This is a genomic window from Cupriavidus sp. 05L411 (assembly GCF_056398045.1).
In genome coordinates this window covers 442,978-467,661 of the sequence record NZ_JBFTOQ010000001.1, presented here as the reverse complement: position 1 = coordinate 467,661, position 24,684 = coordinate 442,978, and the positions used below count along the sequence as shown (strand labels likewise).

Sequence of the window (24,684 nt, the reverse complement as noted above, 5' to 3'; positions counted from 1 at the left end):
TGAGCGCTCAGTATGGCCGCGCGTGCGGCGCCTGGCAATCCGGGCCGCCCTGCGCCCTCCTGATGCAGGGTCCTACACGTGGGCACGGCTCTTGCGCCATTTCCTCCATCCGGGCCATCAGGCGGCCCGAGCCAGGCCTGCCGGCTCCAGGGCAGCGCCTGCAAACCGTGGCCGGCCAATGGGAAACGCAGCCTTTGGCATATCAAGGGGGGAGAATCGTGGCGCGAACGCCACATGCAGAAGATACCGATCAGGGCCCTGACGGCCTTGTCCTTCTTACAAGCTCCGCCCCACGCTAGCCGCGCGCAACGCACGAACGGATATGGAGCGCATTCCAATTCTTCGCATGGGCCGCCTGCCTTTCCGAGCGCTCCAGACCGATGGCCCGCTCAATGCGGGGCAGGTGCACCAGGTGACGACGGTGCGCCATTCCGCCGAGGCGCTGAGCCAGCTGGTCGACGACTTGCTCGACCTGGCGATGATTGCCTCGGGCAAGACCGACGTGGACGTCACCGAATTCACGCTGGACAGCACCTTTCGATATGCCACTTCGCTGAGTTCGCCATGAACATCCTGCCCTCTCCCATCAACGCCAGGCGCCCGCTGATCCTCAACGTGGACGATAGCGACGGGCCTCGCTACGTCAAGGGCCGCATCCTGCAGCGCGCGGGCTTCTCCGTGCTGGAGGCCGCGAGCGGACAGGCCGCGCTGTCGCTGGTACGCCAGCATGCCCCGGACCTGGTGCTGCTGGATGTGAAGCTGCCCGACATCAGTGGGCTGGAGGTGTGCCGGCTGATCAAGAGCGATCCCGAGACCGCCAGCACGCTGGTGCTGCAGACTTCAGCCGCGCTGACCGAATCGCGCCACCGGGTTCAGGCCCTGGATGGCGGCGCCGACAGCTACCTGATCGAGCCCGTGGACGCGGAAGAACTGGTGTCGAGCATCAATGCCCTGCTGCGCATGCGCAAGGCCGAGGAGGCCTCCCGCCAGTCGTCGCAAGCGCTGAGCGAGAACGAGGAACTGTTCCGCCAGCTGGCCGAGAATCTCTCCGACGCGCTGTGGATCCTGGACCCCGCCGAGAGCCAGTTCCTGTTCATGAGCCCGTCATTTGCCCAGCTCTGGGGGCGCCCGGTGGAAGACCTCAAGCACAACCCGCGCAACTGGCTCGCCAGCGTGCACGCCGAGGACCGCGAGCGCATGGAGGCTGCATTCGATGCCATGCTGCGCGACGGCCATATGGATGCGGAATTCCGGCTCGAGCGCGGCGATGGCGAAGTCAGCGAGGTCCGCGCGCGCGCATTCCCGGTCTCCAACACGGCCGGCGTGTTCTATCGCGTGGCCGGTATCTGCCAGGACATCACTCCGCAAAAGCGCGCCGAGCGCATGCTGCTGGACGAGGACCGCCGCAAGGACGATTTCCTCGCCATGCTGGCCCACGAACTGCGCAACCCGCTCGCACCGATGCGCAGCGCCGCCGACTTGCTGATGCGCTGCGCGCCAAGCCGCGAGGACACCTTCAAGGCGCGCGACATCATCGCCCGGCAGCTGCATCACCTGACCCGCCTGGTGGATGACCTGCTCGATATTTCGCGCTTCACCCAGGGCCGGATCGTGCTGCGCGACGACCTGGTCGAGCTGCGCACCGCGCTGAGCACCGCCGTGGAAGCCGTGCGCCCGTTGATCGATTCGCGCGGCCACACGCTGCGGCTGAGCGTGCCCGAGGGGCCAATGCCCGTACGCGGCGACCTGGTGCGGCTGACACAGATCTTCAGCAACCTGCTGCACAACGCGGCGCGCTATACCCAGCCGGACGGCCAGCTCGCGCTGGAAGTCACCAGCGATGGCACGCTGCTCACGGTCCGGGTGCGGGACAACGGCCCCGGCTTGTCGCCAAAGGCGCTGCAAGCCATCTTCGACCCAACCACCGTGCATCACGGCGACAAGTCCCGCGGCACCACCGGCCAGGAGGGCATGGGCATCGGGCTGTCGCTGGTGCAAAAGCTGGTCAAGCTGCATGGCGGCACTGTCCACGCGCAGAGCGCGGGCGCGGGCCTGGGCTGCACCTTTGTGGTGGAGCTGCCCGCGCAGCCGTGGCAGAGCTGGCAGCCCGAAGTGGGCAAGTTACGATCCCCGCTCGGCACACCACGCACAGTGATGGTGGTAGACGACAACATCGATGCGCTGGAAGCCATGGCGCTCACGCTGGAGGCCATGGGACACACGGTGGTGACCGCTATCGACGGGCCGGCCGCCATCGTGCGCGCGGTCAAGGCGCAGCCCGATGTAATCTTGCTGGATATCGGGATGCCGGCCATGGATGGCTTCGAGATTGCGCAACGGCTGCGTGCCATACCGGAGTTGCAGCATGTGCGGCTGGTAGCGTTGACGGGTTATAGCCAGCCAGCTGACCGGCAGCGGACCGCCGAAGCCGGTTTTGACCGGCATCTGGTGAAGCCGGTGGACCTGGAGGCGTTGTCGCGGATGCTGGATGAACTTGGGGAGCCGGTCGCCCCCCGACCTTGATTTTTCGGAGATGGAGCATGCAGATGCACTTTCATATCACGCCCGAGCCTGATCAAAATCCGCCACCGCCGGAGGTTCCGCCCCCGGAAGTGCCTGATCCCGATCCACCCATGCCTGTGAGCGATCCGCCGCCAGGCGACAGGCCCCCGCCGCCGCAGCGGGCCTGAGGCTTCGAAGCCAAACTGAAAACGGCATTTCGCAGGCGCCATGCATTTTATGCTGCAACCGGTAAAAACTACGGGCTCAAGGGGTTCCGTACGGTGTGGTATGCAGCGGAAAACTCACTGTAATGCACACCGATCCGCTATCGGTCGAACACCCCTGCCCTTCGGCCTCGATGTGCGCCCCATGCGTTTCCACCAGCCGCCTGGCGAGCAGCAGCGCAGTGCCCTGGCGCGGCGCCGATATGCCGTCCTGGGCCTTGCGCCGGCGGAAGAAATCGGAGAGCACGGCAATGCGCTCTTCCCTGCGTGCGCCGGTGGGCGCCCGGCTCTCGGTAATGCGCAGCCGGATCCGCCCGGCCTCGGGCTTGAGGTGCGTCTCCACGGTATCGGCGCTGCGCGCATGGCGGATGCAATGCACCAGAAGGTGACGCAGCATCGGATCCAGGCGGCGCGGGTCGGCGTCGACCAGCAGGGCGGCGGCAGGCTGTCCCTCAAGGCCATCCACACACCCCGCAGCCAGGGTGACGCCGCGCGCCTCGGCCAACGGGCGTACCTTGTCCATCGCCTTCTGCAATGCGGCCAGCAGGTCTACGCGTTCCCACCGCGGCGAGCTGTCGTCGGCCAGCAGCGCCACTGCCTCCTCCATGTGTTCGATCAGCTCCAGTTGCTGCTGCATGCCGGTGCGGATGCCGCTAAGCGCCCGCTGAGCGGAGGCGGGCGGCGTGTCGATCGAGTGGTCCAGCACGTAGGACCAGCTCTGCACCCCGTTAAGCGCGGAGCGCAGGTCATGCGCCACCTGGCTGATCAATGCGGCGACTTCCGCGGCGCTCTGGATCGGCTCGCTGGGTTCAACGGTCGCGGGACGATCCGATGCGTCGGGGCCTTCTGAAGGATGATGTTGCTGCGACATGGACACCTTTTGGGGCTGCATGCTCGCCCGGTTGTCATGCAATAACCATACCGCGCACGCCAATGGATGGCATCCGTGTAGCGCGAAACCGTAATCCCGGCACGCATCCGGCCAATTTTTGGTATCCGATCCAACGGTGGCACGCCAGGAACGCTGGCGGCGCGCGGCACATGCTAGGTCGGCGCGGTGGTGCTGCCCGGCGGCGTACTGGTGCCGTTGGCGCGCAGCGATTCGGGCAACTCCCCCCTTGATGCATATTCTTCCAGGCGGTTATACAAGGTCTTGAGGCTGATGCCGAGTATCTCGGCGGCGTGCTTCTTCACGCCAGAGCACTGCTCCAGCGTGGCGAAGATCAACTGGCGGTCGGCCTCGGCCAGCGACATCCCCACTGGCACCGAGACCATGGCGGTGGCGGCCGAATTGGTCGCGGCCACCTGCAGCGGCACGTGCGCATCGGCAATGAGATCCTGGTCGGCCATGATGTAGGCGCGCTGCACAAAGTTGCGCAGCTCGCGCACATTGCCGGGCCATGCATGCAGCAGCAGGCTATCGAGCAGCGCCGGAGCAAAGCGGCGTTGCGTGCCATGCTCACCGTTCATCTGCTCCAGCAGCGTGTTAGCGATCTGCACCACGTCGTCGGCGCGCGCGCGCAGCGGCGGCAGCTCGATGGGGAACACGTTGAGCCGGTGGTAGAGGTCGGCACGCAGCTTGCCCTCGGCTACCGCGTCTTCCGGGTTGCGGTTGGTGGCGGCCACCACACGCACATCGGCATGCAGCTCGCGGTTGGTGCCAACGCGCATGAAGGCGCCGGACTCCAGTACGCGCAGCAGCTTGACCTGCAGCTCGACCGGCATCTCGGTGATTTCGTCGAGAAAGAGCGTGCCGCCGTCGGCCCGCTCGAAGTAGCCTTTGTGCTGGCGTTCCGCGCCCGTAAAGCTGCCGCGCTCGTGGCCGAACATCTCGGACTCGATCAGCGCGGAGGAAATCGCGCCGCAGTTCACGGCCAGGAAGGGCTGGCGCCGGCGCGCGGAGAGTTCGTGCAAGGTCTGCGCGGCCAGCTCCTTGCCGGTGCCGCTCTCGCCCACCAGCAGCACCGTGGCCTCGGTGGGCGCGACTTTGCCGAGCTGGTCGTAGACCACCTGCATCGCTTCGGAGCTGCCAAGCAGGCGGCCAAAGCGGCCATAGCGGCGCAGTTCGTCGCGCAGGGAATGGATTTCCGCCTTGAGGTCGCCGGTGGTGGCAATGCGCTTCAGGACGGTGCGCAGGCGTGTCACGTTGATCGGCTTGACCAGGTAATCGGTGGCGCCCCGGCGCAGGGCATCCACGGCGGATTCCACGCTGGCGTAGCCGGTCATTAGGATCACTTCAACGCCGGCGGTGCCGACCTCGTTGAACAGGTCCATGCCGCTGCCGTCGGGCAGCTTCAGGTCGGCCAGCACGACGTCCGGCACCTGCCAGCCGATCTGCAGGCAGGCTTCGCGCAGGTCGCCTGCGGTGGCGGACGTGAAGCCCTCGGCCGCCACGATCTCGGACAGTGCGGCACAAGTATTTTCATCGTCGTCGACGATCAGGATGTGGGGCATCGTTCTCCGTATCGGCACCGTATCACCCGGCGGCCACGGCAAGCACGGTCCTGGCCCTATGTCAGAACATAGGGCGGCAGTGCGTCCTGGCGCCAAGGTTAATCCGGGGATACAAACAATTTTATGCGGGCGCCAGCCGCAGCGGTACCAGTGTCTGTCTGACAACGCCACGCGCCGGCACGCATTGGCGCAGGAGCCCTTCAAAACAGTGGCTTCAAGCCAAAGCACGCGCTAGGATTAGCTCAACTGCCGCCAGATTGCCCCACCGCCGACGCACCTCCCGCCGACCCGGCCATAGGCGATCGCGCCCCCATGCCGCACTCGATGACAAGCCTCAACCCGCCTGCCGCCTCCCTTCCCGCCACGCCGGCATGCGGCGCGCCGCGGCGCGCCGTACAGGCTCCCTCGGCCTTGCTATGGCAAAGCGCTTCGCCCGTCATGCAGCAGTTGCTCGCGCAGATCGACCGCGTGGCCGCCACGGAAGTCACGATGCTGGCGGTGGGCGAGAGCGGCACCGGCAAGGAGCTGGTAGCCCGCGCCGTGCATGACCGTGGCGCACGCCGGGCCGGGCCGTTCGTTGCGGTCAATTGCGGGGCGATATCCCCCACGCTGATCGAGTCGGAGTTGTTCGGCCACGAGAAAGGCGGCTTCACGGGCGCCGTGCAGCAGAAGGCCGGGTATTTCGAGCAAGCCCGGGGCGGCACGCTGTTTCTGGATGAAGTCACGGAAATGGCGCCCGACATGCAGATCAAGCTGCTGCGGGTACTGGAGACGCGCACCTTCCACCGCGTGGGCGGCGACACGCAGATCGTGTGCGACGTGCGCATCCTCGCCGCGACCAACCGCGACCCCGTTGATGCGGTGCGCACCGGCCAGCTGCGCGAGGATCTGCTTTACCGCCTTGCGGTCTTCCCGTTGCACATTCCGCCGCTGCGCGAGCGTGGCGAAGATATCGCGCAGCTGGCCAGGCACTTCCTGGCGGAATTCAACGCCATGGAGGGCACCGACAAGGTGTTCTCCGGCACGGCGCTGGAAAGGTTGCGGCACTATGGCTGGCCCGGCAATGTGCGCGAACTGAAGAACACCATCTATCGCGCCTTTATCCTGGCTGACCGCGTCATCGACATCACCAACCCCAATATCGCCACCCAACCGCCGCGGCCAGCCACGCTGGACGGCTTCGTCAACGTGCGCATCGGCACTTCGCTGGCCGACGCGCAGCGCGAGATCATCCTGGCCACGCTGGCGCGCTTCGGTGGCGACAAGCGGCAGGCTGCGCACTCGCTAGGCATCAGCCTGAAGACGCTCTACAACCGGCTGGATGCCTATCGCACGAGCTGAGCCGCGCCATTCGCCCGCTGGAGGCGCGCTCACCGCGTCCCGGTGCGCCCCTCGGACAATCGATCCCCTCTAAAGAGGGGCAGCACCACGATCGCGAACTGCGCAGACTTGTATGCAAAGTCTGTCAGCACGTTGACCGCCTGGCGGCGTAGCTGGCCACGTTTCAATTCGACTTTGCGTTGCTACCAGCGAGGCAGCATGGCGCCTGGACCGATTTCCCTGCCCCTGCCCCCTCCCCTTTACGACCATTGACGGCGATGAAGGAAAAACAAGAATACTGCCCGCTTTGCGGCACCCAGGCCGCAGCCCGTGCCCGTCGAGGCAGCTACGGGCAATGGGTGCGGTACGACTGCGACAACCCTCAGTGTGGCCCGGTGGAGATCAGCAGCAAGGCCCGCCGCAGCCTGCGCGAGCCCGCCCGGCAGGCCGAGCTCCGCGCCCTGGCCCGCTCCAGCCGCGAACACGGCAAGGTGCCACGCGTCGGCTTTGACGGGCCGCGCGGCGAATTCTACGTCGAGTTCGACTAGGCCCCGTCTCCCCGGGGCCGGGCGCTGCCGGCGCGCATCCAATCCCCGCTGCGCTCCGTACATGTAGGCATCAGGACCCCCAGCGCGCGGCTTGCCCGCGCCCGCCTACAAGTGACTACGCATCCCTTCAAAGCTGACCTTGAGCATGTGCTCGACGATCGCGTCGGTGCCCAGCTTGCTGTACAGCTGCAGGTACTCCACGGCCGGATCGCAAGTGCGCGCGTAATAGCTGAACAGGATCACCTCGTCGGGCAGCGACGGGTCGAGCTCGCCCGCCGCCTTGGCCTCGGCCACGAGCTTTTCCAGTTGCCGGTTGAGCTTGAGCACGCGCGTGACGTAGCGCAGGTTGCGCGTGAGCATTTCGCGCACATGCGGGCTGGTGGATGGCAGGAACGGCAGCCCGCCGGTCAGGCGTACCCGCAGCGCCCACTCGAGCAAGGCGCGCAGGCGCGCCAGCCCCGTGAGATCGCCCGGGAGCTGCTCCAGGTACTCGAGCGCGCCGTCGATCAGCCGGATCAGCGCTTCGCCGACCAGGTCCTCCTTGGATTTGAAGTGCTTGTAGAGGCTGGGCTTGGAGATGCCGACCTCCAGCGCCACGTCGTCCATGGTCATCAGGTCGAAGCCCTTGCCAGCCAGGATGCGGGTCGCCGCGTCGAGGATCGCGTCCTCACGCAGCTTGAAGGCCTGGTCCTTGAAACTCAGCCTGCCGAAAATACTCATTAGTAAATCTCGCTACTATGTAGTAATCTTTTTTCCAACACGGTACGAAACCATCTTAGCACCCATCCAGGCAAAGCGATGTCGAATTCAGGAAATCCCCAGCACTGCCGCCCTGCAACCACCGCCAGCCAAGCTGCCACAAGGGCTGGCGCTATTGGCGAGCGCGCGCTCGCCAGCCAGGAACCGGCATGAGCGGCGCGCCCGGAACCTATCCGCGCGGCCAGCGCATCGCCATAGTCGGCGCAGGCATCTCCGGCCTGGCGAGCGCCTATCTGCTGTCGCGCCGGCACAACGTCACACTGTTTGAAGCCGGTAACTACCTGGGTGGGCATACCAACACGGTCGAGGTCGAGCTGGAGGGGGCGCGCCATCCCGTGGACACCGGCTTCCTGGTGTTCAACGACCGCACCTATCCCAACCTGATCGCGCTGTTCGCCGAGCTTGGAGTCACGGCCTATCCCACGGATATGTCGTTCTCCGTATCGCTGGACCAGGGCCGGCTGGAATGGGCCGGCAGCAACCTCAACACCGTGTTCGCGCAGCGCCGCAACCTCTTCTCGCCTAGCTTCCTGTCGATGCTGCGCGATATCGTGCGCTTCAACGGTGCCGCCGAGCGCAACCTGGCGCTGGCCACCCGGAGCGGCTGCTCGGTGGACCAATTGCTGCTCGACGGCGGCTATGGTCAGCCGTTTCGCCACAACTACCTGCTGCCGATGGCGGCGGCGATCTGGTCCAGCGCGACCGCCGATATCTTGCGTTTCCCTGCCGCCACCTTCCTGCGGTTTTGCCTCAACCACGCCTTGCTGCAGGTCAACAACCGGCCGCAGTGGAAAACGGTGCAGGGCGGCGGGCGCGATTATGTACGGCGGATCTCCGCGCAACTGGGGCAGCGCGATGCCGCCATCCGGATATCGACGCCCGTGCGCAGCATCCGCAGGCATGACCACGGCGTTGACCTGCTGACCGACGATGGCCCCGAGCACTTCGACGCGGTGGTGCTGGCCACGCACGCGCCCACCACGCTGCGCATGCTGGCCGACGCGGATCCCGGCGAGCGCCATATGCTTGGCGCGGTGCGGTACCAGCCGAACCTGGCGATCCTGCATACCGATCCGGCCCTGCTGCCGCGCCGGCGCAAGGTGTGGTCAGCCTGGAACTACCTGGGCGGTGCCGTTGGCACCCACGATGCGGGCCCGGGCACGCACGATCATGCCGGCCACACCCGCCCGGTCTGCGTGAGCTACCTGTGCAACCAGCTCCAGCCATTGCCCTTCAAGACCCCGGTGGTGGTGACGCTCAACCCCATCACCGCGCCAGCGCCCGGCACGGAACTGGGCCGCTACCACTACCAGCATCCGGTCTTTGACCTGGCCGCCGTGGCGGCGCAGTCCGCGCTGCCCGCGTTGCAGGGCCGGCGCCGCACCTGGTTTGCCGGGGCCTGGACGGGCTACGGCTTCCATGAGGACGGGCTCAAGTCCGCGCTGCGCGTGGCCGCCGATTTCGATGTGCTGCCGGACTGGGCCAGGCTATGAGCGGCAGGGAAGACCACCTCGCCAGCAGCCCCGCCGACGCGCCGCCCGCGTGGTTGCTACTTGGCCGCGTGATGCATGAACGCCTGCGTCCCGCACGGCACCGCTTTGTGTATCCGGTGTTCTACCTGCGCTGCAATCTCGACCGCCTGCCTGCCTTGCGCCACTGGTGGTTCGGCATCGACCGCTGGGCGCCGCTGTCGCTTGCCACGCGCGACTACGGCCCGCGCGATGGCAGCGACCTGGCCGCGTGGATGCGCAAGCTGCTGGTCGAGGCCAACCTGCCGGCCGACGGCGAGATCTGGCTGCAGACGTTCCCGCGCGTGTTCGGCTATGCCTTCAACCCGGTGAGCTTCTGGCATTGCCATGACCGCGCCGGCCAGTTGCGCGCGGTGCTGGCCGAGGTCAACAACACGTTTGGCGCTAGCCACCGTTACTTGCTGTGCGCGCCCGACCGCTGCGCAATCGGCCCCGACACCGTGCTGAGCTGCCACAAGGCGCTGCATGTGTCGCCGTTCTGCGTGGTCGAGGGCAGCTATGCGTTCCGCCTGCGCGATACCGGCGGCACCAGCTTTGCCGGCATCGACTACTACGACGCCACGGGCCTCGTGATCCGTACCGCGATCGGCGGGCGCCGCCTGCCATTTTCGCGCGCCAATGTGCTGGGTGCGCTGGCACGGCAGCCCTGGCTCACGGTGTCGGTGATGGCGCGCATCCACTGGCAGGCGCTGCGCCTGTGGCTGAAGAAAGTGCCGTTCCGCGGCAAAGACCCAGGCCCCGGTGCCGATCCCCCCGGCCCGACGAGTTTCCCCAACCCCTCCGCCAACCTGTCGCAGTTCGAGGAAAACAAGCCATGACGCCCTCTCGCGCGCTAACCCTGCCGCCCGACGGTGCCCCTGCGTCAGCCCGTCTTTTCTTAACCCTGCTCGCGCGCATCCGCGTTGGCCACCTGTTGCTGGTCGCACCCTCGGGCGAGCAGTGCCTGTTTGGCGATCCGCATGCCGGACCCGGTGCGCGCCTGGAGCTGCGCGACTGGCGTGCCTGTGCCGAGATCCTGCGCGCCGGGGACATCGGCTTTGCCGAGGCCTACCGCGCAGGCTGGTTCGATACGCCAGACCTCACCGCGCTGCTGCGCCTGGCCATCCGCAATGAGTCCGCGCTGGCGCGGACCGTAGTCGGCAGCTGGCTGGCGCGGTGGTGGTACGGCCTGCGCCACCGGCTGCGCCCCAACAGCCGCACCGGCAGCCGCCGCAACATCCACGCGCACTACGACCTGGGCAACGCCTTCTACCAGCGCTGGCTGGACCCGACCTGGACTTATTCCGCCGCGCTGTTCCAGGGCGAGCGGGGCCGGCCGCTGGAAGCGGCGCAGGACGCCAAGTACCAGCATATCGTCGACACGCTCGGCCTCAAGCCCGGCATGCGCGTACTGGAAGTGGGCTGCGGCTGGGGCGGCTTTGCCATGCATGCGGCAAGGCAAGGCATCCACGTGCACGGCATCACCATCTCCGCCGCACAGCTTGAGGTGGCGCAGCAGCGCGTGACCCAGGCCGGGCTGGAAGGGCTCGCCCGGCTGGAGCTGCGCGACTACCGGGACCTCGATGGCGAGTACGACGCCATTGTCTCCATCGAGATGTTCGAGGCCGTGGGCGAGCGCTATTGGCCCGGCTACTTCCAGATGCTGCGCCAGCGCCTGCGGCCCGGCGCGCGCGCGCTGGTCCAGTCGATCACCATCGAAGAGCCGCGCTTCAAGGCCTACCGCGCGAGCAGCGACTTTATCCGCGAGTACGTGTTCCCGGGCGGCATGCTGCCCAGCCCCGAGCGATTCCTGAGGGCTGGGTTGCGGGCCGGGCTGGAATGCCGCGTCACGCTGGCGTTTGGCTCGGATTACGCCGAGACGCTGCGGCGCTGGCGCGCGGCCTTCGAGCAGGGGCTTGATGATGTCACCGCGCAGGGCTTCGATGCGGTCTTCATCCGTACCTGGCGCCTGTACCTGTGCTACTGCGAAGCCGGATTCGACGAAGGCCGCACCGACGTCATGCAGTTCGTGCTTCAGCGGCAAGCCTGAGATGCGCCGCGCTGCCGCCGCCCTCGCCATGGCCATCCTCTGTGTTCCAGCGCCTGCCGCGGCGGGCTGGCGCGCAGACGTGCAGCCCGCCCGGTTATCGGGCGAAGGCGAATTCCGCGTGTTTGGATTTCGCCTTTATACCGCCCGGCTCTGGAGCGCACAGCTGCCGATCGCGCCGGATGCGCCCTTTGCGCTGCAACTCACCTACGACCGTAGCATCAAGCGCGAGCGCCTGGTCGAAACCAGCCTGGACGAGATGAAGCGCATCGGCAGCGCCGGCAACACGCCGCCCAGCCCGCAGATGCTCGATAGCTGGCGCGCCAGCATGGCACAGGCGTTTGTCGACGTGCGCCCGGGCGACACGCTCACCGGCGTGTTGATGCCCGGCAAGGGCGTGCGCTTCTACGCAGGCGATCGGCTGACCACCGAGATCGACGACCCCGCCTTCGCGCAGGCGTTTTTCTCGATCTGGCTCGACCCGGCCACGCGCGCGCCGGCGCTGCGCCAGCGCCTGCTCGGGCTCGTGCGATGACCGCGCCGCACATTGGCAGCGCGACTGCCGCGACGCCCACCGCGCCCAATCCCGATCCGGCCCTCCCAGCGCCCGCCCCGGCATCCGCCATGGCTGCCTATGGCCTGCTCGGCATGCCGCTGGCTATGGCCGCCCTGCCAGTCTACGTGCAGGTGCCCGCCTACTACGCAAGCGAGCTCGGGCTGGCCTTGTCCGCGACTGGCACGGTGTTGTTCGCCGCGCGGCTGCTCGACACCGTGCAGGACCCGTTCCTCGGCCGCTGGATCGACCACCTGGCGCAGCGCGGCGAGCTGGCACCCGCGTTGTGGCTGGCGTGCCTGGTGCTCTCGGCCTCCTTTGCCATGCTGTGGCTGCCGCCTGTACGCGGCGGGGCGCTGGCCGCCTGGCTGGCGCTCTCGCTGGGTCTGGTCTACAGCGCGCACAGCGTGGTCAACATTGCTTACCTGGCCTGGGGCGCGCGCCTGTCTCGCGAGCCGGCCAGGCTGACCCGCGCCGCAGCCTGGCGCGAGGCAGCGGGCTTGGCCGGGGTGATGCTGGCCAGCGTCTTGCCCGCTTGGCTTCTGGGCGCATCGGGCTGGCCCGCCGCGCCGGCCATGGCGGGCTATGCCTTGGTGTTCGCCGCCTTGCTGCTGGGCGCGCTGGCGTTGCTGCTGCGGCACGCGCCGGCCTGGCGCCACCACAGCGCTGGCGTGCACGGCTGGCGCGCCACGCTCGCCAACCGTGCATTCCGGCGCCTGCTGCTGCCGTATTTCCTCAATGCGGTATCGGTCTCGATACCGGCCACGCTGGCTCTGTTCTTCATCCAGGATCGGCTGGGCGCGCCGCAGTGGTCCGGCGCATTCCTCGCCACCTATTTCGCGGCGGGCGCTGCCGGCCTGCCGCTCTGGCCCCGGCTTTCCGCGCGCATCGGCCTCGCGCGGGCGTGGCGGCTTGGCATGGCGCTGGCGGTGGCCGCCTTTGTCTGGGCGGCTGGCCTGGGCACGGGCGACACCGGCGCCTACCTGGCCGTGTGCGTGCTGGCGGGGCTTGCGCTTGGCGCCGACCTGGCGCTGCCGCCGGTGCTGCTGGCGTGCCTGATTCCCCCCGGCGAGCAACCCGGCGGCTACTACGGCATCTGGAGCCTGCTGGGCAAGCTGGCACTCGCGCTGTCGGGCCTGGCGCTGCCGTTGCTGGCCTGGTGCGGCTACCAGCCTGGCCCGGGCGGCACGGCGGCCGGCAGCCATGCCCTGGCGCTGCTCTACGGCGGCCTGCCCTGCCTGTTCAAGCTCGCCGCCATGCTGTGCCTGCGCACGGCCCCGGCACCACTGATGGAGGATCCGACATGATTTGCCTTGACCCTTCGCACTGCGGCAAACGCCTGCTGCTGTACGCCGCGCTATGGCTGGCTGCCTGCGCCGGCCCGGACGTTTCGCAGTATGCGCAGCAGCAGCCCGTGCTCGATGTGCTGGCATTCTTTGTCGGCAAGACCGAGGCCTGGGGCATGTTCCAGAAACGCAGCGGCGAGGTCGTCAAGCGCTTCACGGTAGCCATCGAGGGCCGCCGGCAAGGCAGCGACTTCGTACTGGACGAGCACTTCACCTATAGCGACGGCAGCACCGAGCAGCGCACCTGGACGCTGGCGCGCCAGCCCGACGGCACCTGGCGCGGCCGCGCCGGCGACGTCGTGGGCGAAGCGATCGGGCACAGCGCGGGCAACACGCTGAACTGGCGCTACACGCTGCGGCTGCCAGTGGGAGACGCCACGTATGACGTGCAGTTCGACGACTGGATGTACCTGGTCGACGCGCGCACCATGATCAATCGCGCCAGCGTCTCGAAATTCGGTTTCGAGGTTGGCCAGGTCACGGTGTTCTTCCGGCGCCCGCAATAGCCGAAATAGCCGCAATGGCCGCAATGACCGATCGCGGCTGCGGCGTAAATCAGAGAGGCAACCATGGCCTGGACGGCACTCAACCCCCGCTGGACGGATTGGCGCGAAAAGCGGGTCTGGCTGGTCGGCGCATCGAGCGGCATCGGCGCGGCGCTGGCGCGCGCCCTGCTTGCGCGCGGCGCCTGGGTAGCCCTGTCGGCGCGCCGGGCTGAAGCCCTCAAGGCGGTTGCCGGCGAGCATGCGACGGCGCTGCTGCTGCCGATGGATGCCACCGATCCGCACGCCTGGCACCTGGCACATGACACACTGCGCGAAGCCTGGGAGGGCGTGGACCTGGTGGTGTTTTGCGCCGCCGATTATCGTGCGTTGCGCCCCTGGGAGCTGGAGGCCGAGAGCGTGCGCCACACCATCGAGACCAACCTGAACAGCGTCTACTACGGGCTGCAGGCCACGCTCACCGACATGCTCGCGCGCGGCAGCGGCAGCCTGGTGCTGGTCGCCAGCGTAGCCGGCTACATGGGCCTGCCCAACGCCACCGTCTACGGGCCGACCAAGGCCGCGCTGATCAACCTGGCCGAACTGCTCTACGCCGAGCTGCATCCGCGCGGGCTGGGCGTCTACCTGGTCAACCCGGGATTCGTCAGGACACGCCTGACGGCCAACAACGCGTTCCCGATGCCTGCCCTGCTCACCCCCGAGGCCGCCGCCGAGGCCATCCTGCAGGGGCTGGCGCGCGGCCGCTTCGAGATCGATTTCCCGCGCCGCTTCACCCGCCTGCTCAAGCTCGCCAGCCTGTTACCCTACCGGCTGCGCCTTGCGGCCCTGCAAAAAGTGATGGACGCGCCGTGATGCCCCTGACCCGCCCGAACGCACTGACGGAGTTGACCGAATTGAGCGAATTGGCCGAGTTGACCGAATTGACCGAGTTGACTGCCCTGCTGCGATGGTACGAAACGCTCTCGCCCGCCTCGCTGGCCGACATCGCGCGCTTCTATGCCGACGATGCCCGCTTCAAGGATCCCTTCAACGATGTGCGCGGACGCGAGGCGATCCGCCGGATCTTTGCGCACATGTTCGTCGCCACGGACAACCCGCGCTTTGTGATCGGTGAGCAATTCCGGCAGCCGGGCCAGGCGTTTGTGCTGTGGGACTTCCACTTCACCCTGAAGGGCAAGCCCTACCAGGTGCACGGTAGCTCGCATTTCCGCTTTGACGGCGATGGACGCGTGACACTCCATCGTGACTACTGGGACGCCGCGCAGGAGCTCTGGCAGCAACTGCCCTGGCTCGGGCCGCTGGTGGGCTGGCTGCGCCGCCGCTTTGCCGCGCCGCTTTCCTAGCCGCGCCAGTGCGCTTCGGGCTGGCATTGCGCGTGATCCCCCGTTACATTCCAAGCAGTTTGTGACCGTGTGCGGCCATGCCCCGGGGAACATCCCGGCGGCAAGGGCGGTCACTACCCGCGTGCCGCGCCCAACCGAGGCGATCCCGGCCCGACAAGGAATGCCCAATGAACCTCACCGTCCACGACCTCCTGGCCTTGGCCTGCGCCAGTATCCTCACCGTGACCGTGGTCGCCATCCACTACGAAGCCCTGCGCCTGCTGTCAGGCATGAATCCGCGCCGCTGGACCGGCCGCGTCAACGTTGGCGTGCTGATTGTCTGCATCATCCTGGCCCATAGCCTTGAAGCCATGGTGTTTGCCATCGGCTACTGGGTGGCGGGCCATGTGCTGGGCCTGGGCGGCCTTGCCAGCGCCCATCCCATCACGCCCATCGTCTACCTCTACTTTTCGCTTGAAACGTTCACCACGCAAAGCCTGGGCGACATCGCGCCGGTTGGCGCCACGCGCCTGCTCGCCAGCATCGAGCCGCTGGTGGGCCTGATCCTGATCGGCTGGTCGACATCCTTCACCTACATCATCATGCGCCGCGACTGGCCAACCGGCACCTCCAGGCAAGCGGCGCAAGCGGATCTGTAGGCACGGCGCACGGCACATGATTACAGGATCGGCGCAAAAAGCGTGGCCACGTGCATCGCCACGCGGTGCAGCGTCGGCGCGGCGGTGTATTCGCTGCGCTCGATCTGGCGGGCCTGCGTGAAGTCCGCCTCCAGCATGCTCGTCACGCTGGCGGCAAAATCGCGGTCCGCGGTCATCACCATCAGCTCGAAATTGAGCCGGAACGAGCGGTTATCGAGATTCGCGCTGCCGACCGCCGCGGCCTCATCGTCGATCAGGATGACCTTCTGGTGCAGGAAGCCCGGCTGGTAGCGATAGAGCTTCACGCCCGCGCAGACGGCCTGGTAGGCATACAGCGTGGAGGCGGCGAACACCACGAGATGGTCGGGGCGCGCCGGCAGCAGGATGCGCACGTCAACCCCGCGCAGCACCGCCAGCCGGAGCACGGCGAACACGGCCTCGTCCGGTACGAAGTACGGGCTGGTGATCCACACCCGCCAGCGCGCCGCCTGGATCGCCTCGACGAAGAACAGCGAGCAGGTCTCCTGCGCGTCGGCGGGGCCGGACGGCACCACCTGGCAGGTCATGCCCCCGGCAGGTGCTGCTGGCGGAGGCAGCAGCATGGGCACCTCCCGCGCGGCCCAGAACCAGTCTTCGGCAAACACCATCTGCAAGTCCAGCACGGCGCTGCCGCGGATCTCGATATGCGTGTCGCGCCAAGGCGCCAGCGGCGGTTTTTGCCCGAGGTACTCGTTGCCGACGTTGTGACCGCCCGTAAACGCGCACTCCCCATCCACCACCACCAGCTTGCGGTGGTTGCGGAAATTGAGCTGAAAGCGGTTGACAAAGCCGCGCCGCGTGGCAAAGGCGCGCGCCTCCACCCCGGCGGCCAGCAGCACCTTGACGTACTGGCCCGGCAACGCATGCGAGCCGATGCTGTCGTAGAGGAAATACACCTTCACGCCCGCGGCAGCGCGTTCGCACAGCAGGCTCTGCAGGCGCCGCCCAAGCGCATCGTCGTGGACGATGAAGAACTGCACGATCACCACCTGCCGCGCGGCGGCGATCGCCGCAAAGATGGCCTCGAACGTCGCCTCGCCGTTGACCAGCAGCCGCACCGCGTTGTTGGCCAGGCACGGCATGCCGGTCAGCCGGGGCAAAGCGCGCAGGTAAGGCTGGGGGGGCGAGTGCACCACGCTGGCGTCGCGCGCCTCGCGCTCGTGTGGCTCCATCTCGTGCGTGACCTCGCGCAGCCGGTCGTTGTTGAAGCGCCGGGCATTCACGTAGCCGGCGAAACTGCTGCTGCCGAGGATCAGGTACGGGATCAGCGTGAAGTACGGCATCATCACCAGCGAGCCGGCCCACGCAATGGCGCCGGGCGCGGTGCGCACCGTCATGACCGCGTGCAAGGCCGCGACGACGCCAAGCAGATGGAACGCCAGCACGATCGCCGCGACGAGGGAGGGGCTGAGCATGATTGTTAGATTTCGCCTTGGCGGAGCCGGACCACAATGGCTAGCATTCTGGCATAGCCGCGGCCCGGGGGCAGGCAGAATTTCCCCGCAGGCGTTAAGCTTTCACGCCTTACCGCGTTACTGCCTGACCGCCAGCCACATCAAGGAAGACCGCAATGTCAGAGTTCAAGATGGAATACCGGCGCCTGGGCGCCAGCAACCTCAAGGTATCGGCCCTGTGCCTCGGCACCATGATGTTCGCCGACCAGACCGACGAAGCCGAGGCCGGCCGCATCGTCGATAGCGCTCGCGCGCACGGCGTCAACTTCATCGACACCGCGGACGTGTATAGCAAGGGCGGCTCCGAGCGCATGGTGGGCAAGCTGCTTGCCGCCGACCGCCATGACTGGATCCTGGCCAGCAAGCTCGGCAACCCGATGCAGGCTGCGCCCAACCATTCGCACTACTCGCGCGTCTGGATCCTGCGCGAAGTCGAGCAAAGCCTGGGCCGCCTTGGCACCGACTACCTCGACATCCTCTACCTGCACCGCGACTACCCCGGCGAAAACCTGGAAGAACCCGTGCGTGCCATGGGCGACCTGGTCCGTGCCGGCAAGATCCGCTACTGGGCCTTGTCCAATTTCCGCGGCTGGCGCGTCGCCGAGGTGGCACGCTTGTGCGACCAGCTGGGTGTGCCGCGCCCGGTGGTTTGCCAGCCTTACTACAACCTGCTTAACCGCATGCCCGAGGTGGAAATCCTGCCGGCCTGCCAGCACTTCGGCCTTGGGGTGGTGCCCTACAGCCCGATTGCGCGCGGCGTGCTCACCGGCAAGTACCTGCCCGGCCAACAGCCCCCGCAAGACTCACGCGCGGGCCGCGCCGACCGCCGCATGATGGAAACGGAATTCCGCGAGGAATCGCTGGTGATTGCCCAGACGCTGAAAGCGCATGCCGATGCGCGCGGCCTCAAGCTGGGCCAGCTCGCTACCGCCTGGGTGTTGGCCAACCCGATCGTCAGCTCGGTGATTGCCGGGCCGCGCACGCTGGCACAGTTCGAGGATTACTTTGGCGCCGTCGGCGTGCCCATCTCCGCCGAAGAGGAGGCGCTGGTTGACCAGCTGGTGCGCCCCGGACATGCCTCCACGCATGGCTACAACGATCCGAACTATCCGCTGACCGGGCGACCGGTTCCCGCAGCCTGAACGCGTTGCCCGCCAGGGCGGGCCGCCCGTCCTGGCCAACGGCTCGCGCTCGGGCCGGTCCGCGTTTCACGGACGGATCGCGGGTTTTGCCTCGCGATTATCATCACGTCGGCTTACAAACCATGCTCTGCATCCCGGGCTTCCCGGAGTGTTCTTCAATGGGTTGCCTGGAGAGATAGTCATGCCGCAAGCCCCTGCGCTGATCGATACGCCCGCTAAACCCCGTTCCGGCCTCGCCGTCATGGGGCTGTCCGCACTGGGCGTGGTATTTGGCGACATCGGCACCAGCCCGCTCTACACCCTGAAAACCGTGCTCGCGCTCTCGGGTGGCAAACCGTCGGCGCCGGTTATCCTGGGCCTCCTGAGCCTGCTGATCTGGACATTGATCATCATCACCACGGTAAAGTACGTGTCCTTCGCCATGCGCATCGATAACAACGGCGAAGGCGGCATTCTCGCCTTGATGTCGCTGTTGGGGATCAAGCAGAAGAAACGCCCGCTGGTGGTGGCCGCCGGGCTGTTCGGGGCGGCATTGATCTATGGCGACGGCGCGATCACACCCGCCATCTCCGTGCTCTCCGCGCTGGAGGGACTGGAGATTGTCTTTCCCGAGGCCAAATCCATTATCCTGCCGGCCACGGTGGGCATACTGGTGGCGCTCTTTGCCATCCAGCCGATGGGAACGTCCCGCATCGGCAGGGCCTTCGGGCCGGTGATGGCATTATGGTTTTTTTGCATAGCCGTGCTCGGCATTCGCGGCATCCTGCTGCACCCGTCGATCCTGATTGCGCTCAATCCGATCTATGGCCTGGAATTCCTGTTTTCCAATGGCTATACCAGTTTCCTGGTGCTGGGTGGCATTTTCCTCTGCGTGACCGGCGCCGAGGCGCTGTATGCCGACATGGGCCATTTCGGCCCGCGCCCGATCCGCCTGGCATGGTCCGCCATCGTGTTCCCCAGCCTGCTGCTCAACTATGCCGGACAGGCCGCGCTGGTATTGTCCGGGGCCGACTCAACGCACAACATCTTTTACCTGCTCTGCCCGCCGCCGCTGCTGGTGCCCTTGGTCATCCTGGCCGCCGTGGCGACGGTGATCGCCAGCCAGTCCATTATTACCGGCGCGTTTTCCATGACGCGCCAGGCGATCCTGCTGGGATGGCTGCCGCATCTGCAGATCAGGCAGACCTCCGAGGAGGGCTACGGGCAGATCTACGTGGGCACGGTCAACTGGCTGCTGATGGTGGTGACGGTCAGCCTGGCGCTGTTCTTCAAGTCATCGGATCAACTGGCTTCCGCGTATGGCATCGCCGTTTCCCTCACCATGCTGATGACGTCCGTGCTGCTGTTTATCGCCATGCGCGATATCTGGCGCTGGAGCCTGTGGGCCAGCGCGGCCGTGTCCGGCGTCTTCCTGATCATCGACGGCGGGTTCTTCGTGGCCAATCTCGCCAAGGTACTGGATGGTGGGTATATCCCGTTGATGCTGGCGGCGGTCGTCTATGGCGTCATGTTGATCTGGCACCGCGGCACGGCCGCGATTTCGGCGGCCATCAACGAAGACATCACGCCAATCGACGCGTTCCTGGGCGAGGTGCAGGCAAAGCGCATTCCGCGCGTGCCCGGGACCGGGGTGTTCCTGACGCGAACGCTGGATGGCACGCCGCCGGTGATGCTGTGGCATGTCAAGCGCAACCACGCCTTGCAGCAGAAGATCCTTGCCGTGAGCATCGTGACGGAGACGGTGCCATGGATCAAGGATGCCGAGCGCCTGACGCTAACGCAACCGATGCCGGGTTTCTGGCGCGCCAACGCCCGCTACGGCTTTATGGAGCGGCCTGATATTCCCAAGCTCCTGCTGCAGCCTCAGATGCTGCCCTGCGGGCTGGATCTGGGCACCATCACCTACTACATGGGCCTGGAGACCATCGTGCTGCGCGAGGGCGACAGCCGGATGCCGCGCTGGCAAGGCAAACTGTTCGCCTTGATGGTCAGGAACGGCATGCACGTGACCGATCTTTTCCGGCTGCCCAGCGATCAGGTGGTGGAGATCGGCCGCCGCGTCTCGATCTGACGGTCAAGCGATCGAACGATCGAGCGATCAAGCCCCCCTGCCGGCCAACTCACTACAATACGCACTTTCTTTCGTGACCAACCTCTCTGCCGCTCAAGGATCGATTCGCTCCCGCCGCTCAGTTCACGCCGGCGGGAGACCCAACCAACGACATGCTGCCATTAAGAATCCTGGCCACAGGCAAAGCACTCCCTGCCCGGCAGGTCACCTCCGCCGAGCTTGACAAGGTGCTCGGCAAAGCCGCCGGCTACGTCAGGAAAACCTCCGGCATCGACCACCGCTACCACGCTGGCCCTGGCGAAACGCAATCCGCGCTGGCGGCCGCCGCGCTGCGCGATGCCATGGCGCGCGGTGGCATCGCCCCGGGTTCGATCGGTCTCGTCATTTCCGCCGCCGGCGTGCAGGAGCAAGCCCTGCCCTGCACCGGCGCGCGGCTGCTCGAAGCCGCCGGCATCCCAGCCGGCACACCGGCCTTCGACGTCAACGCCAGTTGCCTGAGCTTCCTGGCCGCTTTGCAGGTGGCGGCCAGCCTGCTGCACAGCGGTACCTACCGCCGCATCGCGGTGGTCGCATCCGACCTCGCCTCCCGTGGGCTGGACTGGAGCCAGCCGGAGGCCTCGCTCATCTTTGGCGACGGTGCGGCGGCGGCGGTGGTGGAGCGCGGCGATGGCAGCACCGGCATCGAGGCCTATCGCATGGAGACCTATCCCGCGGGCAAGGCCTTCTGCGAGATCCGCGCAGGCGGTACCCGCACCAACCCGCGCATGGGCGCGCGCGAGTCCGACTTCCTGTTCCATATGGAAGGCAAGCGGGTCTTCAAGCTGGCCTCCACGGTGATGGACGCCTTCCTGGCCAGCTTGCTCGACGCGGGCAAGCTGCGGCTCGCTGAGATCGACGTGGTAGTGCCGCACCAGGCCAGCCACCTCGCCATGCGGCACATCGGGCGCCGCCTGGGCGTGCCGGCGGCGTCGGTGGTGGATATCTACCGCGCGCACGGTAACCAGGTCGCCGCGTCCCTGCCCACGGCATTGCACGAAGCGATGCGCAGCGGCAGAGCCGGCGCCGGCTCGCGCGCGCTGCTGCTGGGCACGGCTGCCGGCCTTACCGTGGGCGCCATGGTGCTGCGATTGTGATCACGCTGGTAACCGGCGCAACCGGCGGCCTCGGCCGCAATGCCGTCGAGTACTTGTTGCAGCGTGGCCTGCCCGTGCGCGCCACCGGCCGCAACCCCGCGCAGGGCGAGGCGCTGCGCGCGCTTGGCGTGGACTTCGTGCCGGCGGACCTGGCCACGCTCGATGCTGCGCAGGCACGCGCATTGCTGCGCGGCGTGGGCACCGTCTGGCACTGCGCCGCGCTGTCATCGCCGTGGGGCGCCTCCGCCGATTTCCACGCGGCCAACGTGGCCGCCACCGAGCGGCTCGCCGACGCGGCGATCGCAGCCGGCGTTGAACGCTTCGTGCACGTCTCAACGCCGTCGCTGTACTTCGACTATCGGCATCATCTCGACATTCCCGAGAGCTACCGGCCAGCGCGCTACGCCAACCACTATGCGCGCACCAAGGCGCTGGCCGAGGCGGCAATACGGCTGCGCGCAGGCAATCAGGCTGCCACCGCCTTCGTCATGCTGCGCCCACGCGCCTTGTTCGGCCCGCACGACCGCGTGCTGATGCCGCGCGTGCTGGCGCTGATGGCGCAACGACGCGGCAAGCTGCCGTTGCCGCGCGCAGGCGAGGTGCTGATGGACCTGACCTTTACCCCCAACGTGGTCCACGCCATGCAGCTCGCCAGCACGAGCGCGCAGGTGGCGTCCGGCCATGCCTACAACATCACCAATCACGAACCGCGCCGCTTGTGCCAGGTTCTCGGCCAACTGCTCGGCGACGAGCTGGGCCAGCCGCCGCGCCTGCGCCGCCTGCCCTATGCGCTGGCCGACGGCGTGGCGCGCGGCATGGAGGCCTGGTCGGCCCTGAGCCGGCGCGAGCCGGCCTTCACGCGTTATGGCATGGGCGTGCTGCACTACGATATGACGCTCGACAACACGCAGGCCATCGCGGCGCTGGGCTATCGGCCCGCCTATACGATGGATGAGGGAATTCGCCTGACGGCGCAATGGATGCGAGACCATGGCCAGTATCACCACCTTTGAGGCGGGCTTCTGCACGCACCGCGCCTGCATGGCGCTCAAGGGCGCGGGCCTGTCGGTCTGCCGCTTCCCGGCGCGGGCGTACCTGATCGAGGCAGGCGGCAAGCACTGGCTCTGGGATACGGGCTATGCCACGCACTTTCTAGATCACACACGCAGCGGGCTGTTCGCGCTGTACCGCATGGTCACGCCGGTGCATTTCGACAGCAGCGAGGCGGCAGCAAGCCAGCTGCGCGCGGCGGGCATCGGCGCACGCGACCTCGCCGGCGTGATCCTGTCGCACTTCCACGGGGACCATATCGCTGGACTGCGGGATTTTCCCGGCACGCGCTTCTACTGCTCCCGCGCCGGGTGGCAAGCCACGCGGCCGCTGCGCGGCATCGGCGCGTTGCGCCGGGGCTTCGTGCCGGGGCTGATGCCCGAGGATTTCGAGCAGCGCGTGGGTTTTGTCGAAGCCTTTGCGCGCCAGCCGCTGCCCGTCGCGCTCACGCCGTTCCATGAGGGCTATGCCTTGCCGGACAGTGGCGGAGACGTTTTCCTGGTGGCGTTGCCGGGCCACGCCGCCGGCCACCTGGGCGCCTTCGTGCAAACGAGCGACGGGTGGGTGTTGCTGGCGTCCGACGCGGCATGGTCGCCCACCAGCTACCGCGAACTGATCGGTCCGTCGTCCATCGCCAACCTGATCATGGAAGACCCGCGCACCTACCAGGCCACACTCAGGCAACTGCACGCCTTGCATCGCAATGGCCAGGTGCAGATCCGCCTGACCCACGAAGGCGCCCTCTGATGCAGTTGCCCCGCATGCTCGGCGCCTACTGGCGCGCGCGCAGGCTGCGTTTTGCCAGCCGCGCCGAACTGGAGGCGCACCAGGCCCGCCAGATGGCGCGCTTCCGCCTGCGCGTGCTGGCGCGCAGCCCGTACTTTGCCCCCCTGCTGTCCCTGCCGATGCAAGACTGGCCGCGCATGGACAAGGCTGTGATGATGGCTAATTTCGACCGCATCAACACGGCCGGGCTGCGCCTTGAAGACGTCCTTGACTGTGCCCGCCAGGCCGAGGCCTCGCGGGACTTCAGCCCTACGCTGCAAGGATTTAGCGTGGGGCTGTCCTCGGGCACCTCGGGCGGGCGTGGCGCATTTGTCGTGAGCCGGCAGGAGCAGGCGCAATGGGCCGGCACGCTGCTGGCCAGGTTGCTGCCGCGCGGGCTGCTGGCGGGCGAGCGCGTGGCGCTGTTCCTTCGTGCCAACAGCAACCTGTACACGGCGGTGCGCAACCCCTGGCTCTCGTTCGCGTTCTTCGACCTGTTCACCCCGTTCGAGGATCATCTTGCGCGGCTGGAGCGCTATGCGCCCACCATTGTCGTGGCACCCGCGCAGGTGCTGCGCAGCCTTGCGCTGGCGCGCCAGGCCGGGCGCACGGCACTGCGTCCGGCGCGGGTCGTCTCGGTTGCCGAAGTACTGGAAGCGCAGGACCGCGCCTTGCTGGCCAACGTGTTCGGCGAGCCCGGCGAGGTCTACCAGGCCACCGAGGGCTTTCTCGGCGTCACCTGCGCGCATGGCACGCTGCACCTGAACGAGGAGTTCGTCCACATCGAGCCGGAATGGCTGGACCAGGGCCATGAGCGCTTCGTGCCCATCGTGACCGACTTCACCCGCACTACCCAGCCCATCGTGCGCTACCGGCTGGACGACGTGCTGGTGCGGCGCGCGGATGCGTGCCCGTGCGGCAGCCCTGCGCTGGCGCTGGCCCGCATCGAAGGCCGCTGCGACGACATGCTGGTGCTGCCGGGCCGCCTCGGCGAGCCGGTGCAGGTCTTTGCCGACGTGCTATCGCGCGCCTTGGCGCAGGCCCTGCCGCTCGCCGCCGACTACCGCCTGCGCCAGACCGGCGACCGCACGCTTAGCCTGTATGCCGAAGGCGGCGTCGCGGTGCACACGGCTTGCCGCGCGCGGCTGGAAACAGTGCTGGAGGGGCTTGGCGTGGCCGTGGCGGATATCGCGTGGCACAACGATGCCGCGCCCCCGGCGGATTTCACCACCAAGCGCCGCCGCATTGTCCGGCTGCGCGAAGCCACCCAAGGCCCATGACGCAC

Annotated in this window: 23 protein-coding genes; 19 read left to right on the top strand and 4 right to left on the bottom strand. The window is 67.3% G+C overall.

Annotated features, from left to right (window positions below; all coding sequences use genetic code 11):
• Positions 1-322: 322 nt before the first annotated feature.
• Both AC1DQR_RS02165 and AC1DQR_RS02160 read left to right on the top strand, forming a co-directional pair.
• Positions 323-568: a histidine kinase gene (locus AC1DQR_RS02165; RefSeq protein ID WP_416052577.1), complete on the top strand. Its 246-nt coding sequence runs from the start codon at positions 323-325 to the stop codon at positions 566-568.
• A complete protein-coding gene (locus AC1DQR_RS02160; protein WP_416052576.1) occupies positions 565-2,523 on the top strand; it encodes a hybrid sensor histidine kinase/response regulator in 1,959 nt (652 codons plus the stop codon). Before AC1DQR_RS02165 ends, AC1DQR_RS02160 begins: the two co-directional genes overlap by 4 nt.
• 243 nt (positions 2,524-2,766) lie before the next feature.
• Here AC1DQR_RS02160 and AC1DQR_RS02155 read toward each other — a convergent pair whose 3' ends face one another.
• Both AC1DQR_RS02155 and AC1DQR_RS02150 read right to left on the bottom strand, forming a co-directional pair.
• Positions 2,767-3,597: a sensor histidine kinase gene (locus tag AC1DQR_RS02155; protein ID WP_477132430.1), complete on the bottom strand. Its 831-nt coding sequence runs from the start codon at positions 3,595-3,597 to the stop codon at positions 2,767-2,769.
• A gap of 173 nt (positions 3,598-3,770) precedes the next feature.
• A complete protein-coding gene (locus AC1DQR_RS02150) occupies positions 3,771-5,180 on the bottom strand; it encodes a sigma-54-dependent transcriptional regulator (protein WP_416052574.1) in 1,410 nt (469 codons plus the stop codon).
• Between the two features lie 324 nt (positions 5,181-5,504).
• On the opposite strand from AC1DQR_RS02150, the gene AC1DQR_RS02145 reads away from it, so the two are divergent.
• Together AC1DQR_RS02145 and AC1DQR_RS02140 are read left to right on the top strand one after the other, a co-directional pair.
• Entirely contained in the window at positions 5,505-6,521 is a 1,017-nt protein-coding gene (locus AC1DQR_RS02145; protein ID WP_477132429.1) for a sigma-54 interaction domain-containing protein, read from the top strand.
• 257 nt (positions 6,522-6,778) lie between these two features.
• Positions 6,779-7,048, top strand: a complete 270-nt coding sequence (locus tag AC1DQR_RS02140) for a hypothetical protein (RefSeq protein ID WP_477132428.1) — start codon at positions 6,779-6,781, stop codon at positions 7,046-7,048.
• 105 nt (positions 7,049-7,153) lie between these two features.
• Here AC1DQR_RS02140 and AC1DQR_RS02135 read toward each other — a convergent pair whose 3' ends face one another.
• Entirely contained in the window at positions 7,154-7,768 is a 615-nt protein-coding gene (locus AC1DQR_RS02135) for a TetR/AcrR family transcriptional regulator (protein WP_174426277.1), read from the bottom strand.
• A 188-nt stretch (positions 7,769-7,956) separates the two neighbouring features.
• On the opposite strand from AC1DQR_RS02135, the gene AC1DQR_RS02130 reads away from it, so the two are divergent.
• From AC1DQR_RS02130 to AC1DQR_RS02090, 9 genes are all read left to right on the top strand, one after another.
• Positions 7,957-9,300: an NAD(P)/FAD-dependent oxidoreductase gene (locus AC1DQR_RS02130; RefSeq protein ID WP_477132427.1), complete on the top strand. Its 1,344-nt coding sequence runs from the start codon at positions 7,957-7,959 to the stop codon at positions 9,298-9,300.
• Complete coding sequence (locus AC1DQR_RS02125; protein ID WP_477132426.1) at positions 9,297-10,154, top strand: DUF1365 domain-containing protein; 858 nt, start codon at positions 9,297-9,299, stop codon at positions 10,152-10,154. The genes AC1DQR_RS02130 and AC1DQR_RS02125 overlap by 4 nt, the downstream gene beginning before the upstream one ends.
• Positions 10,151-11,365: a class I SAM-dependent methyltransferase gene (locus AC1DQR_RS02120; RefSeq protein WP_477132425.1), complete on the top strand. Its 1,215-nt coding sequence runs from the start codon at positions 10,151-10,153 to the stop codon at positions 11,363-11,365. The genes AC1DQR_RS02125 and AC1DQR_RS02120 overlap by 4 nt, the downstream gene beginning before the upstream one ends.
• A gap of 1 nt (position 11,366) precedes the next feature.
• Entirely contained in the window at positions 11,367-11,897 is a 531-nt protein-coding gene (locus tag AC1DQR_RS02115) for a chalcone isomerase family protein (protein ID WP_416052568.1), read from the top strand.
• Positions 11,894-13,222 carry an MFS transporter gene (locus tag AC1DQR_RS02110; protein ID WP_477132424.1) on the top strand — a complete coding sequence of 443 codons (1,329 nt, stop codon included), beginning with the start codon at positions 11,894-11,896 and terminating at the stop codon, positions 13,220-13,222. The genes AC1DQR_RS02115 and AC1DQR_RS02110 overlap by 4 nt, the downstream gene beginning before the upstream one ends.
• Positions 13,219-13,767, top strand: a complete 549-nt coding sequence (locus AC1DQR_RS02105; RefSeq protein ID WP_477132423.1) for a DUF3833 domain-containing protein — start codon at positions 13,219-13,221, stop codon at positions 13,765-13,767. Before AC1DQR_RS02110 ends, AC1DQR_RS02105 begins: the two co-directional genes overlap by 4 nt.
• A gap of 63 nt (positions 13,768-13,830) precedes the next feature.
• On the top strand, positions 13,831-14,616 hold the full coding sequence (locus tag AC1DQR_RS02100; protein WP_477132422.1) for an SDR family NAD(P)-dependent oxidoreductase: 786 nt from the start codon (positions 13,831-13,833) through the stop codon (positions 14,614-14,616).
• Entirely contained in the window at positions 14,616-15,107 is a 492-nt protein-coding gene (locus AC1DQR_RS02095) for a nuclear transport factor 2 family protein (protein ID WP_416052564.1), read from the top strand. The genes AC1DQR_RS02100 and AC1DQR_RS02095 overlap by 1 nt, the downstream gene beginning before the upstream one ends.
• Positions 15,108-15,274: 167 nt before the next feature.
• Positions 15,275-15,745 carry an ion channel gene (locus AC1DQR_RS02090; RefSeq protein WP_477132421.1) on the top strand — a complete coding sequence of 157 codons (471 nt, stop codon included), beginning with the start codon at positions 15,275-15,277 and terminating at the stop codon, positions 15,743-15,745.
• Positions 15,746-15,765: 20 nt separating this feature from the next.
• Here the strand turns inward: AC1DQR_RS02090 and cls are convergent, their stop codons facing one another.
• Positions 15,766-17,199, bottom strand: coding sequence for a cardiolipin synthase (gene cls, locus AC1DQR_RS02085; protein ID WP_416052562.1), 1,434 nt, complete (start codon positions 17,197-17,199; stop codon positions 15,766-15,768).
• Between the two features lie 155 nt (positions 17,200-17,354).
• Between cls and AC1DQR_RS02080 the strand changes: the two genes are divergently transcribed.
• The 6 genes from AC1DQR_RS02080 to AC1DQR_RS02055 all read left to right on the top strand — a co-directional run bounded on the left by AC1DQR_RS02080 (position 17,355) and on the right by AC1DQR_RS02055 (position 24,679).
• On the top strand, positions 17,355-18,380 hold the full coding sequence (locus AC1DQR_RS02080) for an aldo/keto reductase (protein ID WP_477132420.1): 1,026 nt from the start codon (positions 17,355-17,357) through the stop codon (positions 18,378-18,380).
• A gap of 181 nt (positions 18,381-18,561) precedes the next feature.
• The gene (locus tag AC1DQR_RS02075) at positions 18,562-20,451 is read left to right on the top strand and encodes a potassium transporter Kup (RefSeq protein WP_416052561.1); all 1,890 of its coding nucleotides are present in this window, start codon (positions 18,562-18,564) and stop codon (positions 20,449-20,451) included.
• Between the two features lie 152 nt (positions 20,452-20,603).
• On the top strand, positions 20,604-21,584 hold the full coding sequence (locus tag AC1DQR_RS02070; RefSeq protein WP_416052560.1) for a 3-oxoacyl-[acyl-carrier-protein] synthase III C-terminal domain-containing protein: 981 nt from the start codon (positions 20,604-20,606) through the stop codon (positions 21,582-21,584).
• Positions 21,581-22,597, top strand: a complete 1,017-nt coding sequence (locus AC1DQR_RS02065) for an NAD-dependent epimerase/dehydratase family protein (protein WP_416052559.1) — start codon at positions 21,581-21,583, stop codon at positions 22,595-22,597. The genes AC1DQR_RS02070 and AC1DQR_RS02065 overlap by 4 nt, the downstream gene beginning before the upstream one ends.
• On the top strand, positions 22,575-23,381 hold the full coding sequence (locus tag AC1DQR_RS02060) for an MBL fold metallo-hydrolase (protein WP_477132419.1): 807 nt from the start codon (positions 22,575-22,577) through the stop codon (positions 23,379-23,381). Before AC1DQR_RS02065 ends, AC1DQR_RS02060 begins: the two co-directional genes overlap by 23 nt.
• Positions 23,381-24,679 carry a F390 synthetase-related protein gene (locus AC1DQR_RS02055; RefSeq protein ID WP_416052557.1) on the top strand — a complete coding sequence of 433 codons (1,299 nt, stop codon included), beginning with the start codon at positions 23,381-23,383 and terminating at the stop codon, positions 24,677-24,679. The genes AC1DQR_RS02060 and AC1DQR_RS02055 overlap by 1 nt, the downstream gene beginning before the upstream one ends.
• Positions 24,680-24,684: the final 5 nt, after the last annotated feature.

What these genes read in the sequence shown, in the direction of transcription:
- AC1DQR_RS02165 (WP_416052577.1), top strand. Translation starts at nt 323, where the DNA reads ATGGAGCGCATTCCAATTCTTCGCATGGGCCGCCTGCCTTTCCGAGCG.
- AC1DQR_RS02160 (WP_416052576.1), top strand. Translation starts at nt 565, where the DNA reads ATGAACATCCTGCCCTCTCCCATCAACGCCAGGCGCCCGCTGATCCTC.
- AC1DQR_RS02155 (WP_477132430.1), bottom strand. Translation starts at nt 3,597, where the DNA reads ATGTCGCAGCAACATCATCCTTCAGAAGGCCCCGACGCATCGGATCGT.
- AC1DQR_RS02150 (WP_416052574.1), bottom strand. Translation starts at nt 5,180, where the DNA reads ATGCCCCACATCCTGATCGTCGACGACGATGAAAATACTTGTGCCGCA.
- AC1DQR_RS02145 (WP_477132429.1), top strand. Translation starts at nt 5,505, where the DNA reads ATGACAAGCCTCAACCCGCCTGCCGCCTCCCTTCCCGCCACGCCGGCA.
- AC1DQR_RS02140 (WP_477132428.1), top strand. Translation starts at nt 6,779, where the DNA reads ATGAAGGAAAAACAAGAATACTGCCCGCTTTGCGGCACCCAGGCCGCA.
- AC1DQR_RS02135 (WP_174426277.1), bottom strand. Translation starts at nt 7,768, where the DNA reads ATGAGTATTTTCGGCAGGCTGAGTTTCAAGGACCAGGCCTTCAAGCTG.
- AC1DQR_RS02130 (WP_477132427.1), top strand. Translation starts at nt 7,957, where the DNA reads ATGAGCGGCGCGCCCGGAACCTATCCGCGCGGCCAGCGCATCGCCATA.
- AC1DQR_RS02125 (WP_477132426.1), top strand. Translation starts at nt 9,297, where the DNA reads ATGAGCGGCAGGGAAGACCACCTCGCCAGCAGCCCCGCCGACGCGCCG.
- AC1DQR_RS02120 (WP_477132425.1), top strand. Translation starts at nt 10,151, where the DNA reads ATGACGCCCTCTCGCGCGCTAACCCTGCCGCCCGACGGTGCCCCTGCG.
- AC1DQR_RS02115 (WP_416052568.1), top strand. Translation starts at nt 11,367, where the DNA reads ATGCGCCGCGCTGCCGCCGCCCTCGCCATGGCCATCCTCTGTGTTCCA.
- AC1DQR_RS02110 (WP_477132424.1), top strand. Translation starts at nt 11,894, where the DNA reads ATGACCGCGCCGCACATTGGCAGCGCGACTGCCGCGACGCCCACCGCG.
- AC1DQR_RS02105 (WP_477132423.1), top strand. Translation starts at nt 13,219, where the DNA reads ATGATTTGCCTTGACCCTTCGCACTGCGGCAAACGCCTGCTGCTGTAC.
- AC1DQR_RS02100 (WP_477132422.1), top strand. Translation starts at nt 13,831, where the DNA reads ATGGCCTGGACGGCACTCAACCCCCGCTGGACGGATTGGCGCGAAAAG.
- AC1DQR_RS02095 (WP_416052564.1), top strand. Translation starts at nt 14,616, where the DNA reads ATGCCCCTGACCCGCCCGAACGCACTGACGGAGTTGACCGAATTGAGC.
- AC1DQR_RS02090 (WP_477132421.1), top strand. Translation starts at nt 15,275, where the DNA reads ATGAACCTCACCGTCCACGACCTCCTGGCCTTGGCCTGCGCCAGTATC.
- cls (WP_416052562.1), bottom strand. Translation starts at nt 17,199, where the DNA reads ATGCTCAGCCCCTCCCTCGTCGCGGCGATCGTGCTGGCGTTCCATCTG.
- AC1DQR_RS02080 (WP_477132420.1), top strand. Translation starts at nt 17,355, where the DNA reads ATGTCAGAGTTCAAGATGGAATACCGGCGCCTGGGCGCCAGCAACCTC.
- AC1DQR_RS02075 (WP_416052561.1), top strand. Translation starts at nt 18,562, where the DNA reads ATGCCGCAAGCCCCTGCGCTGATCGATACGCCCGCTAAACCCCGTTCC.
- AC1DQR_RS02070 (WP_416052560.1), top strand. Translation starts at nt 20,604, where the DNA reads ATGCTGCCATTAAGAATCCTGGCCACAGGCAAAGCACTCCCTGCCCGG.
- AC1DQR_RS02060 (WP_477132419.1), top strand. Translation starts at nt 22,575, where the DNA reads ATGGCCAGTATCACCACCTTTGAGGCGGGCTTCTGCACGCACCGCGCC.
- AC1DQR_RS02055 (WP_416052557.1), top strand. Translation starts at nt 23,381, where the DNA reads ATGCAGTTGCCCCGCATGCTCGGCGCCTACTGGCGCGCGCGCAGGCTG.